Here is a 16,264-nt window from a genome sequence, read left to right as displayed (position 1 = left end):
GGGGCGGCGAGGTGGGGGCGGGGGTCAGCGGCGCAGGCCCAGGGTCAGGGTGGCGCCCACCGTCAGGTGCTCGACGACGAGCAGGGCTACCGCACCGGGCGTCACCGCTCCGAGCGGGCCGAGCAGGGAGACGAGGAGCACGACGCCGCACGTCACGAGCCAGGGCCGTCGGCCGCCCGAGGACAGGCGGCCGAGCAGCGCGCGCACGCCCCACCCGGCATACCCGACAACGAGCGTCACGACGACCGCCGCCACGACGCCGACCGTCTGCGTCCCGGTCGCGGTGCGCACCGCGGGGTCGACGCCGAGCGCCGTCCCAGCCAGCAGCACGACGGCGGCGAGCACCGCCGCGGCGGGCGGGACGAGCCAGCGCGGAACACGCGGCGCCGACCCGACCCCCGGGACGCGGCGACGAGCACGAACCCCGACCTCGGGCTGGTGGATCCGTGCCGCAGGGCCGAGCCCGCCGTCGGGCGCCGACGTGCGGCGACGGTGCGGGACGTGCGGGGTGCCGTCCGGCGTGGCGTCCGAGGTGCCGTTCGAGGTGCCGTTCGAGGTGCCGTCCGAGGTGCTCCGCGTCGTGGACATGACGTTCCTCCTTCGTCGCGCGGCGCGGTGCCGCGGCTCTCGCGCGGCCTGGGCCGCGGCCGGCGGGCGCCGACGTCCCCACGCTCGCGGCCCGAGCGCCCGCCTCGCGTCGGCCGGAGGGCGGCGGCCGGGCCGACCGGCGTCGGGCCTCGACCCTCCTGCCGGACGGCGACCCCCGACCTTGGTCGGTGGTCGGCCGCGCACCGGCCGCCTAGCGTCCGGAGCATGACCACCACCGACTGCCCTCCCCTCGCCGGGCGCCCCGTCCTCGCGACGGCCGCCGCGCGCCGCGACGGCACGCGCCCGCTCGTCCCCGGGTGGGTGGTCGCGCTGGCCTGGCTCGCCGTCGCGGTGCTCACGGCGCTCGCGACCGCCGGGGTCGTCGCGCAGGACGACGCCGGCGCAGCCCCGTGGCTCGACGTCGCCGTCGCGGTCCTCGCCCTCGCGGCGCTGCCCCTGCTGTGGTCGCGGACCCCGCGCGTCGCCCCGGTGGTCGGCGCGCTGGTCCTCGCCTCGCTCGCGGCGTACTCGGGCGCCGCGACCCCGGCCTCGACCGTCGCGACCCTGCAGGTCGCGCGCTGGTACCCGCTGCGCACCGCGCTCCCGGTCGCGGTCGCCGGGTTCCTCGGCCACGCCGTGCAGGCGCTGTGGCGGCCGCAGGCCCTGCCGCTCGGCTGGTGGCTCCTGTGCGACCTCGCCGTGCACGCCGCCCTGCTCGGCTGGGGCCAGTACGCGCAGGCGCGCGACCAGCTGCTGTGGTCGCTGCGGGACCGCGCCCGCCGCGCCGAGCGCGAGCAGGAGCGCCGCGTCACCGAGGCGCGCGTCGCCGAGCGCACCCGGATCGCGCGCGAGATGCACGACACCCTCGCGCACCGGCTCTCGCTCCTCGCCGCCACGGCGGGCGCGCTGGAGTACCGGCCGGACGCCGACCCGGAGCGGCTCGCCCGTGCCGCGGGCCTGGTGCGCGCGGGGGTGAGCTCCGCGCTCGACGACCTGCGCGACGTCGTGCGGGTGCTGCGCGCCGAGCCCGGGCCCGGCGGTGCCGACGCGCTGTCGCCGCAGCCCACGCTCGACGACGTCGAGCGGCTCGTCGTCGAGGCGCGCGACGCGGGCGGCGAGGTGACCTACGAGCGGACGGGGTCCGCGGAGGTCCCGCCGACGGTCGCGGTCGCGGCCTTCCGCGTCGCGCAGGAGGGGCTGACGAACGCCCGGCGGCACGCGCCGGGCGGCCCGGTGACGCTCCGCGTCGTGGCCCGGGCGGGCGAGGTCCGGGTCACGGTGTCCGACGGCGGCCCGCGCCGCGTCCCCGTCGGCGCCGGCGGCGGTGTCGGCCCGGAAGGTGGCGGCGTCGGTGACCGAGCGGGCGGCGGCACCGGCACCGGGCTGGTCGGGCTGCGGGAGCGCGTCGACCTGCTCGGCGGGACCCTCGGCGCCGGGGCGCGGGACGCGGGGTTCGTGCTCGACGTCCGGCTACCGTGGGCCGCGTGACGGAGCAGGGTGGGCGCGCGGGCGCCCCGCGCGGGAGCGACCACCACGACGACGGGCCGGTCCCCCCGGACACCGCGCGCACCCGCCTGGTGATCGTCGACGACGACGCGCTGGTCCGCGCCGGGCTCCACCTCATGCTCGACGGCGCGCACGGCATCGAGGTCGTCGGCGAGGCCGCCGACGGCGCGGAGGTGGCGGCCGTGCTCGACGCCCACCCGACCGACGTCGTGCTCATGGACCTGCGCATGCCGCGCGTCGACGGGATCGAGGCCACGCGGCGCGTGCGGGCGCGACCGGACGCGCCGGCCGTCGTCGTGCTCACGACGTTCGACACGGACGAGGAGGTCGTCGGCGCCCTGCACGCCGGCGCGTCCGGCTACCTGCTCAAGGACATGCCGCCGGAGCGGATCGTCGCCGCCGTGCGCGCGGCCGCGACGGGCGAGCCCGTGCTGTCACCGGAGATCACGCGGCGTCTCATGACGTCGATCGCCGACGCGGGCGGCCAGCGCGAGCGGGCCCGGGCCGCGCTCGACGCGCTCACCGGGCGCGAGCGCGACGTCGCGGTCGAGCTCGGCCGCGGCGCGACGAACGCGGACATCGCCGCGCGCCTGTTCCTCAGCGTCCCGACGGTCAAGGCCCACGTGTCGAGCGTGCTGCTCAAGCTCGGGCTGGAGAACCGCACGCAGGTCGCGCTGCTCGTCCACGCCGCGGGCCTCGACTGACCGTCAGTCGCCGGGCCACTCCCCCGTCCAGCGCTCGAACGCGCGTGCCCCGCCGCGGTCGATGAGCGCCTTCACCACCGCGTAGACCGCACCCTGCAGGAGTGCCGCGAGCACGATCTCCTTGAGCGGGTACTCCGACTGCAGGGGTGTCGGGGCGTCCTTGCGGTGGCCGGGCGAGACCCGCTTGTAGATCTGCTTGAACACCTGCCCGGCGACGAGCCCGCCCACGACGGAGCTGACGATGCCGACGGGGCGGTACAGGATCTTCGCGGACTTGCTGCCGTTCTTCTCCGGGGGGTGGTCACCGGTCGTCACGTCGTCCATCCCCCGACGCTAGGTCGGCTGCAGCGCTCTCGCTCGTCGCACGGCCCGGGGCGACCCCGGGACGTCAGGCCGGCACGACGGCGCACCCGGCCGGGTCGACGACGACCCGCACCCGGTCGCCCGGCTCGACGACCACCGGGGCGCCCGCGAGCGCGACGAGCCGTGCGGGCGCACCGCCGGAGCGCCCGGGCAGGTCGACGTCGACGGTCACCTCGACCGCGCCGCGGCGGAACACGCTCCCGACGACGGTGGCGCCCCACGCATCGTCCGACGTCGGCACGCCCTCGGTCGTGAGCCGCAGGCCGCGCGGACCGACCGCGAGCAGGTTCCCCGGCCCGTGCGGGACGAACGCCTGGTAGCCGAGGAACTCCGCGACGCGGCGCGACCCGGGCGCGCGCCAGAGGTCCTCGGGCGGCGCGACCTGGAGGAGCCGGCCCGCGTCCATGACGGCGACGCGGTCGGCGACGGTGAACGCCTCGTCGTGGTCGTGGGTGACGAAGACGGCCGTCGTGCCGGTGGCGCGCAGGGCCTCGCGCAGGTCGAGCGCGAGGCGCTCGCGCAGCCCCCGGTCGAGCGCGGAGAGGGGCTCGTCGAGCAGGAGCAGGCGGGGGCGCGGCGCGAGCGACCGCGCGAGCGCGACGCGCTGGCGCTCGCCCCCGCTGAGCGTCGCGACCGCGCGCCGCTCGTACCCGGCGAGCCCGACGACGTCGAGCAGCTCGGCCACGCGCGCGTCGCGCTCGGCGCGCGGCAGCCCCGCGATCCCGTAGGCGACGTTGCCCGCGACGTCGCGGTGCGGGAAGAGCTGGCCCTCCTGGAACATGAGCCCGAACCCGCGGCGGTGCACGGGGACGCCCGTGAGGTCGCGGCCGTCCCACGCCACGGAGCCCGCGGCGACCGGCTCGAGCCCCGCGACGGCGCGCAGCAGGCTCGACTTGCCGCAGCCGCTCGGCCCGAGCAGGGCGAGCACCTCGCCGGGCGCGACGTCGAGCGTGACGCCCGCGACCGCCGTCGTGCCGGGATCCGTGCGCGCTCCCCCGGCGCCGCGCCCGCCGTACCGCACGACGACGTCGCGCACCGCGAGCCCGGCGGCCTCCCCGGTGCCGGGGCCGGGGCGCGACGGCTCCGGCGTGCCCGCGCGCGCGGGGGCGGGGTCGGTCTGCACCATCAGAACTCTCCTCCGGGTCGGTCGCCGCGCAACCGCTCGGCGAGCAGCATCACGGTCGCGGTGAGCAGCGCGAGCACGACGCTCGCCGCGAGCGCCATGCCGTAGTTCTCGGCGCCCGGGCGCCCGATGAGCCGGAAGATCACGACCGGCAGGGTCGCGCTGTCCGGGCGGGCGAGGAACGACGTCGCGCCGAACTCCCCGAGCGAGACGGCGAACGCGAACCCGACGGCGAGGCCGAGCGAGCGCGCGGCGATCGGGCCGTCGACCGTGCGGAACACGCGCCCGGGCGCGGCGCCGAGGGTCGCGGCGGCCTCGCGCAGGCGCGGGTCGATGGCGCGCAGCGTCGGCAGGACCGTGCGCACGACGAGCGGCGTCGCGACGACCGCCTGCGCGATCGGCACGAGCAGCCCCGACGTGCGCAGGTCGACGTCGAGGCCGAGCGGCCGGTCGAGCGTGACGAGGAAGCCGAAGCCGACCGTGACCGCGGAGACCCCGAGCGGGAGCATGAACACCGAGTCGAGCACCGAGATCGCGCGCCGCCCGCCGCGCGAGCGCGGGCGCCGGGACACGACGAGCGCCACGAGACCGCCGATCACGACGGCGAGCACGGTCGCGAGCGCGGCGGTGCGCAGCGAGTTGCCCGCCGCCTCCCACACGGTGACGGACAGGGCGTTGCGCCCGCCCGTGGTGCCGAGGTTCGCGTAGTTGTCGAGTCCCCAGCCGCCGCCCGGGACGCGGAACGAGCGCACGACGAGCGTGCCGAGCGGCAGCCCGACGAGCACGACGACCACGGCCGCGGTGAGCGCCGCGGGCGCGAGGTCGCCCGTCGGGCGGCCGTCGCGCCACAGGCGCAGCGGGTGCGCGGACGACGCCGACGACGACAGGTTGAGGGCGCGCTCGCGCCGGGCCCGCGTGCGGTTCGCGACCGTGAGCGCCGCCGCGACGACCACGAGCTGCACGACCGACAGCACCGCCGCGGTGCGCAGGTCGAGGAACTGCGTGGTCTGGATCCAGATCTCCGTCTCGATCGTCCCGTAGCGGATACCGCCAAGCACGAGCACGACGCCGAACGCCGTCGCGCAGAAGAGGAAGACGATCGACGCGGCGCTGGCGATCGCGGGCGTGAGCGCCGGGAGCGTCACGGTGCGGAACGCGCGCCACGGCGTCGCGCCGAGGGCGCGCGCCGCCTGCTCGGCGCGCGGGTCGAGGTGCTCCCAGAGCCCGCCGACCGTGCGCACCACGACGGAGTAGTTGAAGAACACGAGCGCGACGACGATCGCGGCGAACGTCTCGTCGAGCCGCAGGAACCCCAGCGGGCCGCCCTGCACGAGCAGCGACCGGAACGCGACGCCGACGACGACGGTCGGGAGCACGAACGGCACCGTGACGAGCGCGCGCACGACCCGCCGCCCGGGGAACCGGCACCGGTACAGCACGTACGCGCCGGGCACGCCGAGCAGCAGCGACAGCGCCGTGCCGAGCACGGCCTGCCAGAGCGTGAGGCCGACGATCCGCCACGTGCGGGGCTCGGAGAAGACCTCCGCGAACCCCGAGAGGTCGAGGCCGCCGTCGTCCCCGACGAACCCGCGCGCCACGAGCGTGACGACCGGCCACGCGAAGAACACCCCGAGGAACGCGAGCGGCACCGCCGCCGCCAGACCCCACAGCACCCCGCGCCCGACGCCGCCCCGCCGGACCTCCCGACCCCTCACCACGGCTCTACCTCGGGAAACCACGGGTCTCCCTCGCGCGACCACGGCTCTACCCCGCGAGGTAGAGCCGTGGTCGTTCGTGGACCGGGGGTTCGGGGACCGGGGGTCAGTCGACGACCGTCGCCGTCCATGCCTTGATCCACTCGTCGCGGTGCGCCGCGACGTCGGCGGGCGCGACCTCGAAGGGCTCGTCGGCGAGCGGCGCGAACTCGGCCCAGCCGTCGGGCAGCGCGACGGAGTCGTCGGCGGGGTACATGTACATCTGGTCGGCGACGTCGGCCTGGAACGTCTCGCTCACGAGGAAGTCGAGGAGCTGCTGCGCGCCCTCGGGGTTCTTCGCGTTCGCAAGCACGCCCGCGTACTCGACCTGGCGGAAGCACGTGTCGAGCAGCGCGCCCGTGGTCGACGCGGAGCCGTCCTCGGTAAGGGTGAATGCGGGCGACGTCGAGTACGACAGCACGAGCGGGCGCGGCCCCGCGCCCTCCGAGCCGGAGAAGTCGACGTAGTACGCGTCGGACCAGCCGTCGACGACCTTCACGCCGTTGGCGCGCAGGTCCGCCCAGTAGTCCTCCCAGCCGTCCTCACCGAACGCCCCGACGGTCGCGAGGAGGAACGCGAGGCCCGGCGACGACGTCGCGGGGTTGGTCACGACGAGGAGGTCCCGGTACTCCGGCTTCGCCAGGTCCTCGAGCGTCACGGGCTCGGGGATGCCCGCGTCGGCGAACCACGCGTGGTCCACGTTGACGCACACGTCACCGAGGTCGACGGCGGTGAGCTCGCCGCCGTCGCCGACCGCGTACGACGCGGCGGACTCCGCGACGTCGGCGGGCGTGTACGGCTCGAGGACGCCCTCGTCGATCGCGCGCGACGCGAAGGTGTTGTCGATCCCGAACACGACGTCGCCGAGGGGCGAGTCCTTCGTGAGGATCAGCTGGTTGACCAGCGCGCCGCCGTCGCCGGGCGCGACCTGCTCGACGGTGAGCCCGCTCTCCTCCTCGAACGCGGCGAGCACGTCGTCGCTCACCGCGAAGGAGTCGTGGGTCACCAGCGTGACCGTGCCCCCGCTGCCCGACGACGCGTCGTCGCCCCCGGCGCCGTCACCACCCGAGCAGGCCGCGAGGGCGAGGAGCGCGAGCGTCGCGCCCACGCCGGTCGCGAGGGCCCGGCCGCGGCGGGCGACGGTGGTCGTGTGCTGCATGTGTCCTCCCTGGACGTTCAGGAGGGGTCCACCGGCCCGACGAGCCGTGCGCCGGGTGGGCGCGACGGACCGCGCGAGCAGGTGATCGAGATTCCCGACTTCCTCCACCGGTGCTAACCGGATCAGGTTCGAGGGTCTGCGGTGGTCCGCACTCTCAGCTCCTCCAGGAGCTCCCCTGTCGTTCACCGTGAGCCTACACCGGCCCCTCACCCGGAGAGTCCCCTGAGAGAACCCTGAGCACCGGCGGCCGCGGACCAGGGACGGTTCGGGGCCCGCCCCCGATGCCTCGGGCAGGCGCGCCGCGGGAGGGTCGGTACGGCCGCCGGGAGCCCCGGCGGCCACCACAGGACGACGCCGCCCGGCGAGCCACGACGCTCCCGCGCAGCGGCACGACGAGAGGACGGACGAGGACGTGACGACGACAGGTGCGGCACGGCGGAGCACCCCGCGCGAGGGCGCGCCCGCTGAGGGTGCCGAGGGCGCTGAGGAGGGTGCGCGACCCGCGATCGCGACCGCGCGCGGGCTGGTGCGGACGTACGGGCGCGGCGAGGCCGCGGTCCGGGCGCTCGACGGCGTGGACGTGGACGTCGAGAAGGGCCGGCTGACGGCGATCATGGGCCCGTCCGGGTCCGGGAAGTCCACGCTCCTGCACTGCCTCGCGGGGCTCGACTCCCCCACGGCGGGGACCGTCGTCGTCGACGGAGAGACCGTCTCCGCGATGAGCGAGCGCCGGCTGACGCGCCTGCGGCGCACGCGGCTGGGGTTCGTCTTCCAGTCGTTCAACCTCGTGCCGACGCTCACGGCGGAGGAGAACATCGTGCTGCCGCTCGCGATCGCCCGCCGTCCCGTCGACCGGGAGTGGTTCGACCGCGTGGTCGACGCCGTGGGCCTGCGCCCCCGCCTGGGGCACTGGCCCGCCGAGCTGTCGGGCGGCCAGCAGCAGCGGGTCGCGTGCGCGCGGGCGCTGGTGTCGCGTCCCGCGATCGTGCTCGCGGACGAGCCGACGGGGAACCTCGACTCGCGCGCCGCCGCGGAGGTCCTGGGCTTCCTGCGCGCGTCCGTGGACGACCTCGGCCAGTCCGTCGCGATGGTCACGCACGACCCGACCGCCGCGTCGTACGCCCACCGGGTGCTCTTCCTCGCGGACGGCCGCCTCGTGACCGAGCTCCACGACCCCACGCCGCAGGCGGTCCTCGACACGCTGGGCTCCCTCACGCCCGCCGCGCCGGCCCCGGCGCACGCCACCCCGGCACCGGCGACGGCGGCCGCCCGATGATGGGCCGGATCGCGCTGCGCGGCGTGCGCGCGCACGGCGCGCAGCTCGTCCTCTCGGTCCTCGCGGTGACGATCGGCGTCGCGTTCGTGACCGGGACGTTCGCGCTGCGCGCGATGCTCGCCACCACGTTCGACGGCATCGTCGCCTCGTCGGTCCAGGCGGACGCGTACGTGCGCGGCGCGTCCCCCGCCGGGGACGCGCTCACGTCGGCGTCGGCCCAGGTCGGCGGTGCGCGCAGCCTCGTCCCGGCGGACCTGGCGCGCGACCTCGGCGCACGCGACGACGTCGCGCTCGCGCTCCCCGAGGTGAGCGGTCCCGCCGTGCTCGTGGGCGCGGACGGGACCGCGGTCCTCAGCAGCCAGGCGCCGAGCATCGCCGTCGCCTACGACCCCCGCGACCCGGGCCCCCAGGTGGTGGACGGCCGCGCGCCGCGCGACGGCGGAGAGGTCGCGCTCGAGTCGGCGACGCTCGCGGCGTCGGGCCTCGCGGTGGGCGACACGACCGACGTCGTGCTGGCCGACGCCGTGCGGCCCGTGCGCGTGGTCGGCGAGGTCTCGCTGTCCGCGCCGATGGCGGGCGCGACGATCGTCCTGCTCGACGCGGGGACGGCCGCCGCGACGTACGCGCCCGACGGCCTCGTCCCGTCGGTCGCCCTCTACGCGGCCGACGGCGTCTCCCCCGAGGCGCTGCGGGACGCCGTCGCGACCGCGCTCCCCGCGGGCGCCGAGGCGCTGACGGGCGCCGAGCTGCGGGCCGAGACGAGCGACGCGATCGCCGACCAGCTCGGGTTCGTGTCGACGTTCCTGCTGGTCTTCGCCGCGCTCGCGCTGTTCGTCGGCACGTTCATCATCACCACGACGTTCTCCATGCACGTCCGACGCCGCACGCGCGAGCTCGCGCTCCTGCGCGCCGTGGGCGCGTCGCCGGGGCAGGTGTTCGGCTCCGTGGTCGGGCAGGCGGCGGTCGTCGGCGCCGTGGGCGCGCTGCTCGGCGTCGGGGCCGGGTTCGGCCTCGCGGAGCTCGCCCGGACCGGCCTCGGCGCCGTCGGGATGGAGCTGTCCGGCTCGCTGCCCGTCACGACCACGGGGGTCGCCGTCCCGCTCGTGGTCGGCGTCGTCGTGTCGGTGCTCGCCGCCGCCCTGCCCGCGCGGCACGCCGCGCTCGTGCGCCCGGTAGAGGCGATGCGCGCCGACGTCGTCCGGCCCGCCGGGACCGGTCGGGTCCGTGCCGCCGTCGGGACCCTCGCGCTGCTCGCGGGCGTGGGGCTCGTCGTCACGTCGACCGTCGTCGGCAGCGGCGGCGCCCCCCTCCTCGGGCTCGGCGCGGCCGGCGTCGTCGCGGGCGTGCTCCTCCTCGCCCCGCTCACGGTCGGCCCGGTGCTGACCGTCCTCGCCGCGCCGTTCGTCGCGCTGGTCCGCCCGCTGGGCGGCCTCGCACGCGGCGACGTCACGCGCCAGCCACGGCGGACCGCGGCGACCGCGGGCGCGCTCGTCGTCGGGATGGCGCTCGTCTCGACGACGTCCGTCCTCGCGCTGTCGGCGCGGACCTCCGTGCAGGACATCGTCGACCAGGAGACGGCGGCCGACCTCGTCGTCCGCTCGGCCACGCCGTACCTCCCCGACGGGGTCGCGGGCGACGTTCGCGCCGTGTCCGGCGTCGCCGCGGTCGACGTCACGACGTACGGGCAGGTCGTCGTCGACGGGGACCCGCAGTTCGTCGTCGGCTTCCCCGCCGAGGGCTTCGGCCGCTCCGTGCGCACGACCGCGACCGAGGGCGACCTCGCCGCGTACGGGCGGGGCGACGCCGCGGTCATGGCGGACGCGCTCGACGAGCACGGCTGGGCGCTGGGCGACGTCCTCACGCTCGCCGACCCGGCACGGCCCGACCTCCCGGCCCGGGAGGTGCGCATCGGCGCGGTGGTCGACTCGCACGCGTTCTCCGTCGACCTGCTCCTGCCGCCCGACGTCGCGGCCTCCGTCGGCGCGACGACGACGGAGATGCTCTTCCTCGACACCGAGCCCGGCGCGGACCTTCCGGCCGTGCGGGCCGCGGTGACCGACGCCGTCGCGCCGTACGTCGTCGCGTCCGTGCTCGACGCCGACGAGTTCGCCGGGGAGGTCGCGGGACAGGTCGAGTCGGTCCTCGCGATCGTCTACGCGCTGCTCGGGCTCTCCGTGCTCGTCGCCGTGCTCGGCATCGTCAACACGCTCGCCCTGTCCGTCGCGGAGCGGACGCGCGAGATCGGGCTGCTGCGCGCCGTCGGGCTCGGGCGGGCCCAGCTCGCGGCGACGATCGTCATCGAGTCCGTGCTCGTCGCCGTGTTCGGCACGGCGGTCGGGCTCGTGGTCGGGACCGGGCTCGCCGCCGCGCTCCCGTCGGTGCTCGCGGACGAGGGCTTCACGACCCTCGCCGTGCCGTGGGCCCAGCTCGGCGCGATGCTCGTGCTCGCAGGCGTCGTGGGCGTCGTCGCCGCGGTGTGGCCCGCGGTGCGCGCCGCACGCCTCCCCGTCCTGGACGCGGTGAGCCACGACTGAGCCGAGCGAGCGCGCCGGGCGAGCGCGCCGGGCGACGCGTGGGCGGCGACTTCGCACTACGGTGGTCGTGCGAGCACGCCCGGCGCCGCCCGGCGCCCCGACCGACGGAGGACCCCTCGTGGCCGACACGAACGAGAACGAGCAGACCCTGGCCCTCAAGGTCGGGACCGTCGCCCTGACCTTCGCCGCGGGCTGGGCCGCGCAGAAGCTCGTGACGTTCGTCTGGGCCAAGGTCACCGGGCACGACGCCCCGAAGGACCTCGACGACGAGGAGGTCGGTGTCGTCCAGGCCGTGACCTTCGCCGCCGTCGCCGCGGGCGTCGGCGTCCTCGCCCGCCGCTTCGCGGGCAAGGAGGCGAAGCGCGTCGTCGCCCGCCTCGCCTCGCGTGCCTGACGCCCGGCCCGGCCTCCCTCCGCGCGAGGGAGGTCGGACCGCCCGGTAGCCTGGCGCGCGTGACCGCCCCGCCGGCGAGCCCGACGCCCCCTCAGGACCCGATGCTGCGCGCCGGCCTGCGCGTCCTCGCCGACGCCGGCCGGCTCCTGGCCCGGCACTGGCCCGCGCTCGTCGCGGTCGCCGTCCTCGCGCAGGTGCTGCACGAGCTCGCCCTGCGGGCCGCGCTCGCCGTCGCGCCGTCGTCCGGGGTGCTCGGCCTGCTGGTGCTGTGCTTCTCGCCGCTCGCGACGGTCGTCGGCATCGTCGTCATGCTGCACGTCCTGCGCCGGGAGCCGCGCACGGAGCGGGACCGGCTCGAGGTCCGGGCGCTGCTCGGCTCGATCGCCTCGGTCCTCGTCCCCTACCTCGTCATCTACGAGTTCTACGGCGGGCTGTCGTCCGACTGGCAGGCGTACATCGACTCCGCCGCGCTCGACCACGCGTTCGCGGCGGGGGCGGGGTTCGAGACCGCCAACCCCGTCCCCGAGGGCTTCGGGCTCACCGTCGTGCTCGTCGTCGCGGGCGCGCTGCTCGCCCGCACCCTGCTGGAACGCCTCGCGCGGCGCCTCGACCGCAGCGCCTCCGCGCGCGACGACGACGCCCGGCGCAGCGCCCGCTCCGCCGCGGTGCGCATCGCCGCGGGCTACTGCGAGGTCGTCTGGATCGTCGTCGGCGCGTTCACCGTCACGGCCCTCGTCGGGCGCGTGCGCGAGTGGTGGTCGACGCGCGTCGTCGTCGTCGAGGTGACGACCTGGTGGGACGGCGTGGTCGCGCGCGTGGACGCGCTCAAGCCGCTCGTCGACGCCGTGGGCCCGACGACGTCCCTCCTCGTCGCGGGCGTCGTCACCGGGCTCGTGGTGCCGCTCGCGTGGCTCACGCTCGGGACGATCGTGTACGGCGTGGAGGCGATCGACGTCGTCGACCCCGCCCACGCGGTGCCGGGCGACGGCGGCGCGACCGGCCGGACAGCCCGCGCCGTCGACCGGTTCAACCGGACGCTCGGCGAGAGCGGCGCCCAGCGGGCGTGGGCGCTGATGCTCGACCCGGGCCGGCGGTTCGGCGGCCTCGTCGGCGCCCTCGGGATGCTGTGGCGCAGTCGCTGGGGCGCGGTGCTGCTCTTCTGCGTCGCGTTCGCGCTCCTCACGCTCGCCGAGCAGGTCGTGCTCACCGCCGCGCAGGCGGTCGTCGGCCAGCCGGGGATCGTCGCGTGGCGTGCGATCGTCGGCCCGCTGGAGACGGTCGCGACCGTCGTCGTGCAGGTGCTCACGACCGTCCTGCTCGCCGCCGCGGCCGACGCGCTGCTCGCGAGCCTGGGCCTGCCGTCCGCGCTGCGCACGCGGCGTGCGGCGCGGCGGGCCGGGGAGCCGGACACCGGCGCCGGCACCGGGGCGCCGAGCACGCCGACCACGGTCGGCGCGGCCTCAGCTCCCTGACGTGACGGGGTGCTCGACCTCGGTCCGAGCGGTGGCGTCGCCCGCCTTCTCCTCGCGCCGGTCCCCCAGCAGCGCTGCCGCGACGACGTCGCGGATCTCCCCGTCCGTGAGCGCGTGGTCCCGCGCCAGCCGGACGAAGCGCGCGGCCGCCTCCGTGACGGCGGCCCGGTCGAGCGTCGCAGGCGGCGCCGTGACGAGCGTCCCGACGCGGCGGCGGGTGGTGACCAGGCCCGCGGCCTCGAGGTCGCGGTAGGTGCGCGCGACCGTGCCCGGCGCGATGCCGAGGTCGTTGGCGAGCGCGCGGACGGTCGGGAGCCGCTGCCCGTCCACGAGGTCGCCCGCCGTGACGAGCGCGGCGAGCTGCGCGCGGAGCTGTTCGTAGTGCGGGGTCGTGGAGTCGAGGTCGATCCGGACGGCGAGGCTCACGCGGCGACCGCCTCGGGAGCGAACGGCGCCCGCGCGGCGGGTGCCGGGTCGCGCGCGGGCCACACCGACGCCACGAGGACGACGAGGACGAGGCACGCCGCGACGGCGAGGAGGACGTTCCCGGCGACGATCTCCCCTGCGCTCGGCCCGGGCCCGAGCCGGGCGCCGTCCCCGTTCCCCAGGCCGAGCCAGCGCAGCGAGAGGCCCGCGAACGCGACGAGCCCTCCCAGCGTGAGACCCAGCACGAGCTGGGTCGCACGCTCGACACGGCGGGCGACCCGCCGCCGCAGCCACATGTCCCACTCCTCGCCGACGTCCTCCACCGCGGGACGCGAGCGGACGAGGCGCAGCACCGCTTCGGAAGCGACCAGGGCCACCGCGGCCACGACGAGCACGGGCCCCGTCCACAGCCAGCCGGGGAACGGGGTGACGGTGTACGCCTCGGCCGGCCCGACGACGCGCGAGACCGCGCGCGGCCCCGACGCCACGAGCCCGAACGCGACCGCGGCGACCACGAGCAGCGCCGTCCACGCCCAGGCGAGGCGGCGCGTGACGGTGGGAGCGACGTCCGCGACCGACCGGACGGCGAGGCGCGCCTCGCGCTGCCGGTGCCGTGGACGAGGCCACGTCAGCTCGCCCACCGCGTGGACGGCCAGGGCGCCGAGGAGCGCGACGAGGGGCAGCACCGCCGTCCCGCGCGCGCCGAGCGTCGCGACGCCCAGCACGAGGTAGGCCGGGGGCAGCAGGAGCCCCGCGGCGACGACCAGACCCGCGCCGGCGCTCGTGAGGGCGGCGTGCCGCACGGCACGACGCCCCGCCGAGCCGGTGACCACCGCCCGACGGCCGTCGGACCACACCAGCCCCACCGCGACGACGAGCGCGAGCAGGGCGAGGTCCACCCCGAGCGCGACCGGCAACGGCAACGGGTTCCCCAGCATCCACGACACCACGCCCACGGCGACCACCTCCGTCGAAGTTTATTGATCATGAACTATGTTTATTAAACGACCAGATGTCAACCGGCAGGCAGACGGCGGCGGTCAGCCGACGTCCGCGACGGGGAGCGACCAGTACGCCGGCAGGAGGCTCGGCTCGACGAGACGCACCTCGGCGGGCTCGGCGTCGTCCGGGGTCAGGAAGTGCTGCGTGCTCCGGCTGGAGACGGCGCCCGTGCAGACCGGCGCCTCGGGGTACGGCGTCCCGGGGAGCGCCGAGGCCCCCGCCGCGTACTCCCGCCCGGCCGTGTCCCGGAGCAGCACCGCGCACGACGAGAAGGTCTTCTCCGCGCCCTCCGGGGCGGGCGGCGCGTCGGAGCGGAACGACACGTCGGCCGCCCAGAGCGTGTAGCCGTCGGGCACCTCGATCCGGCCGCCGTACCCGTCGTCGAGCCCGTCGACCGCTTCGACGCCCAGCAGCCGGGCCCGCACGTCACCGACCTGGGCCCAGCCGTCGGCGTCCGGCGCGTGCGCGACGCGCGGTTCGCCCGACCACCAGGCCTGCACGTCGTCCGACCGCCAGGTCAGCCAGCCCAGGGCGCCGAGCGCCACGACCAGCACGGGCAGCCACCAGCGGTTGGTCCGCCACCAGCCGGCGCTCACGCGTCCCACCCGCCCGGGACGAGCGCGGGCCGCACCGTCTCCAGGGAGTCCCCCGCGGCGGGCGGCGCGACGCGGCCGAGGTCGACCTCGGCGATCGCCTGGGGACGGTCGAGGTCCGCGTCCTGGTGCTCCGTGAGCACGCGCAGCACGAGGTCGCCCTCCAGCGCCCGCGCGGGCACCTCGACGGCGACGGTCCCCGCCTCCGGGACGTCCGGGTCCGCGAACGTGCTGAGGACCTGGTTGCCCACGCGGCGCGACGCCTCGTGGTCCCGCCCGGCGGCGTCGCGCAGCTCGACCACCTCGACGCTCGCCTCGCCCGTCGTCCCGGACACCGCGAGGTCCACGACGACCCAGACGCCGTCGGTCGTCAGCGGGCCGGACCCGTCGTCGAGCGTCGTTCCGGTGCGGACGTCGTCGACCCGCACGCGCACCGGGCCGGCGGTCACGACCTCGCCCACGGTGCCGCGCGACGTCGTCGGCGTGAGCGTGGGCCACCACGTGTCGACGCGCGACACCGCGGCCCCCGCCCCCACGGCGAGGACGAGCAGCACCACGGTCACGGCCCGGCCGGTCCGCCGCGGGCGCCCGTCCGGCGCCTCGGGCCCGTCCGGCGCCACGGCGGTCGCTTCCTCGGTCACCAGCCGTCCTCCGTCTCGGGCGGGTCGACGATCTCGGGCGGGACGGCCCCCGCCGGGACGTCCACGAGCGTGACCGCGCCCGTCTCGGCCCACCGCCGGCCACCGCCGACCGTCATGTCGCGGTACCGGAACGTCGGGACGGTCACGGTCAGCGGCTCGTCGGGGGTGCTCACCGCGCCGCCCTCCCCCGGTACCGACACGGGCCACAGGAGCGCGACGTCGTCGGCGAGGCCCGGCGAGAGCACGGGGTACGACGACGCGTCGCGCACGAGGAGCGTGGGGTCCGGGCGGTCCGGCTCCGCGTCGCCCGCGAGCGCCAGGCCGCCGGGCAGCTCGTCGGGGAGCGTCACCGCGGTGCGGTCGAGCCGGCGCGACTCGCGGTCCGTGTCGAGCGCGCCGACGACCACGACGAGCCACGCGTCCGCCCCGGAGTCCTCGAGCGCCGAGACCTGCACGGCGTCCGTCACGGACCACGAGCGCACGGTGAGGTCGAAGGGTCCCGTGGCGACCGGCTCCCCCGCGGCGGCCCGGGCCGGCCCCGCGTCGGCGGCGTCGTGCCGGGCGAGGCCGCCGGCCGCCGTCGTGCCGACGACGGCCCCCAGGACGACGGCGAGCGCCACGCGGCGCGGCCACGTGCCCACGACGGCGCGGAGCAGCGGCACGCCCCGGGCGGCCTTCGGCGCGGTCGACGTCACGGCGCGCATCCTACGGGGCCGTCACGGGCCGTCG

The 16,264-nt window shown here is 77.1% G+C and carries 16 protein-coding genes and 1 riboswitch; of the genes, 6 read left to right on the top strand and 10 right to left on the bottom strand.

Translation table 11 applies throughout. From position 1 onward, the window contains the following. Positions 1-24: 24 nt before the first annotated feature. Positions 25-588 carry a DUF6069 family protein gene (locus ACPCUX_RS06485; protein ID WP_186325228.1) on the bottom strand — a complete coding sequence of 188 codons (564 nt, stop codon included), beginning with the start codon at positions 586-588 and terminating at the stop codon, positions 25-27. 225 nt (positions 589-813) lie between these two features. Here ACPCUX_RS06485 and ACPCUX_RS06480 point away from each other — a divergent pair, with 225 nt between their 5' ends. After that, positions 814-2,076 carry a sensor histidine kinase gene (locus tag ACPCUX_RS06480; protein ID WP_423388403.1) on the top strand — a complete coding sequence of 421 codons (1,263 nt, stop codon included), beginning with the start codon at positions 814-816 and terminating at the stop codon, positions 2,074-2,076. An 89-nt stretch (positions 2,077-2,165) separates the two neighbouring features. Further along, a complete protein-coding gene (locus ACPCUX_RS06475) occupies positions 2,166-2,798 on the top strand; it encodes a response regulator (protein WP_423388416.1) in 633 nt (210 codons plus the stop codon). A 3-nt stretch (positions 2,799-2,801) separates the two neighbouring features. Here the strand turns inward: ACPCUX_RS06475 and ACPCUX_RS06470 are convergent, their stop codons facing one another. The 4 genes from ACPCUX_RS06470 to ACPCUX_RS06455 form a co-directional block, all read right to left on the bottom strand. Then, positions 2,802-3,122 carry a DUF4235 domain-containing protein gene (locus ACPCUX_RS06470; protein ID WP_061267789.1) on the bottom strand — a complete coding sequence of 107 codons (321 nt, stop codon included), beginning with the start codon at positions 3,120-3,122 and terminating at the stop codon, positions 2,802-2,804. A gap of 64 nt (positions 3,123-3,186) precedes the next feature. Continuing rightward, a complete protein-coding gene (locus tag ACPCUX_RS06465; protein WP_423388402.1) occupies positions 3,187-4,287 on the bottom strand; it encodes an ABC transporter ATP-binding protein in 1,101 nt (366 codons plus the stop codon). Then, positions 4,287-6,002 carry an ABC transporter permease gene (locus tag ACPCUX_RS06460; RefSeq protein WP_228485089.1) on the bottom strand — a complete coding sequence of 572 codons (1,716 nt, stop codon included), beginning with the start codon at positions 6,000-6,002 and terminating at the stop codon, positions 4,287-4,289. The genes ACPCUX_RS06465 and ACPCUX_RS06460 overlap by 1 nt, the downstream gene beginning before the upstream one ends. Positions 6,003-6,105: 103 nt before the next feature. Beyond that, complete coding sequence (locus ACPCUX_RS06455; RefSeq protein WP_255179722.1) at positions 6,106-7,197, bottom strand: thiamine ABC transporter substrate-binding protein; 1,092 nt, start codon at positions 7,195-7,197, stop codon at positions 6,106-6,108. A gap of 82 nt (positions 7,198-7,279) precedes the next feature. Next, a riboswitch (TPP riboswitch) is annotated at positions 7,280-7,384 on the bottom strand. A gap of 225 nt (positions 7,385-7,609) precedes the next feature. Here ACPCUX_RS06455 and ACPCUX_RS06450 point away from each other — a divergent pair. The 4 genes from ACPCUX_RS06450 to ACPCUX_RS06435 all read left to right on the top strand — a co-directional run bounded on the left by ACPCUX_RS06450 (position 7,610) and on the right by ACPCUX_RS06435 (position 12,873). Next, complete coding sequence (locus tag ACPCUX_RS06450) at positions 7,610-8,473, top strand: ABC transporter ATP-binding protein (protein ID WP_423388401.1); 864 nt, start codon at positions 7,610-7,612, stop codon at positions 8,471-8,473. Next, on the top strand, positions 8,470-11,007 hold the full coding sequence (locus ACPCUX_RS06445) for an ABC transporter permease (RefSeq protein WP_423388400.1): 2,538 nt from the start codon (positions 8,470-8,472) through the stop codon (positions 11,005-11,007). The genes ACPCUX_RS06450 and ACPCUX_RS06445 overlap by 4 nt, the downstream gene beginning before the upstream one ends. A 118-nt stretch (positions 11,008-11,125) precedes the next feature. Beyond that, a complete protein-coding gene (locus tag ACPCUX_RS06440; protein ID WP_009861813.1) occupies positions 11,126-11,401 on the top strand; it encodes a DUF4235 domain-containing protein in 276 nt (91 codons plus the stop codon). Positions 11,402-11,460: 59 nt separating this feature from the next. Then, positions 11,461-12,873, top strand: a complete 1,413-nt coding sequence (locus ACPCUX_RS06435) for a hypothetical protein (RefSeq protein ID WP_409141868.1) — start codon at positions 11,461-11,463, stop codon at positions 12,871-12,873. On the opposite strand, the gene ACPCUX_RS06430 is transcribed toward ACPCUX_RS06435, so the two are convergent. From ACPCUX_RS06430 to ACPCUX_RS06410, 5 genes are all read right to left on the bottom strand, one after another. Further along, complete coding sequence (locus ACPCUX_RS06430) at positions 12,862-13,299, bottom strand: GntR family transcriptional regulator (protein WP_144722084.1); 438 nt, start codon at positions 13,297-13,299, stop codon at positions 12,862-12,864. The genes ACPCUX_RS06435 and ACPCUX_RS06430 overlap by 12 nt on opposite strands. Then, entirely contained in the window at positions 13,296-14,255 is a 960-nt protein-coding gene (locus ACPCUX_RS06425) for a hypothetical protein (RefSeq protein ID WP_170963702.1), read from the bottom strand. The genes ACPCUX_RS06430 and ACPCUX_RS06425 overlap by 4 nt, the downstream gene beginning before the upstream one ends. 84 nt (positions 14,256-14,339) lie before the next feature. Beyond that, on the bottom strand, positions 14,340-14,897 hold the full coding sequence (locus tag ACPCUX_RS06420) for a hypothetical protein (RefSeq protein ID WP_170963703.1): 558 nt from the start codon (positions 14,895-14,897) through the stop codon (positions 14,340-14,342). Next, the gene (locus ACPCUX_RS06415) at positions 14,894-15,535 is read right to left on the bottom strand and encodes a hypothetical protein (protein ID WP_043659136.1); all 642 of its coding nucleotides are present in this window, start codon (positions 15,533-15,535) and stop codon (positions 14,894-14,896) included. The genes ACPCUX_RS06420 and ACPCUX_RS06415 overlap by 4 nt, the downstream gene beginning before the upstream one ends. Continuing rightward, the gene (locus tag ACPCUX_RS06410) at positions 15,532-16,230 is read right to left on the bottom strand and encodes a hypothetical protein (RefSeq protein ID WP_211932780.1); all 699 of its coding nucleotides are present in this window, start codon (positions 16,228-16,230) and stop codon (positions 15,532-15,534) included. The genes ACPCUX_RS06415 and ACPCUX_RS06410 overlap by 4 nt, the downstream gene beginning before the upstream one ends. Positions 16,231-16,264: the final 34 nt, after the last annotated feature.

This window comes from Cellulosimicrobium sp. AB352 (assembly GCF_049538415.1).
GTDB classification, from domain to species: Bacteria; Actinomycetota; Actinomycetes; order Actinomycetales; family Cellulomonadaceae; genus Cellulosimicrobium; species Cellulosimicrobium funkei.
The sequence above is the reverse complement of the archived record's forward strand: the minus strand, read 5'-3'. Positions and strand labels throughout refer to the sequence as shown.

What these genes read in the sequence shown, in the direction of transcription:
- ACPCUX_RS06485 (WP_186325228.1), bottom strand. Translation starts at nt 588, where the DNA reads ATGTCCACGACGCGGAGCACCTCGGACGGCACCTCGAACGGCACCTCG.
- ACPCUX_RS06480 (WP_423388403.1), top strand. Translation starts at nt 814, where the DNA reads ATGACCACCACCGACTGCCCTCCCCTCGCCGGGCGCCCCGTCCTCGCG.
- ACPCUX_RS06470 (WP_061267789.1), bottom strand. Translation starts at nt 3,122, where the DNA reads ATGGACGACGTGACGACCGGTGACCACCCCCCGGAGAAGAACGGCAGC.
- ACPCUX_RS06465 (WP_423388402.1), bottom strand. Translation starts at nt 4,287, where the DNA reads ATGGTGCAGACCGACCCCGCCCCCGCGCGCGCGGGCACGCCGGAGCCG.
- ACPCUX_RS06455 (WP_255179722.1), bottom strand. Translation starts at nt 7,197, where the DNA reads ATGCAGCACACGACCACCGTCGCCCGCCGCGGCCGGGCCCTCGCGACC.
- ACPCUX_RS06445 (WP_423388400.1), top strand. Translation starts at nt 8,470, where the DNA reads ATGATGGGCCGGATCGCGCTGCGCGGCGTGCGCGCGCACGGCGCGCAG.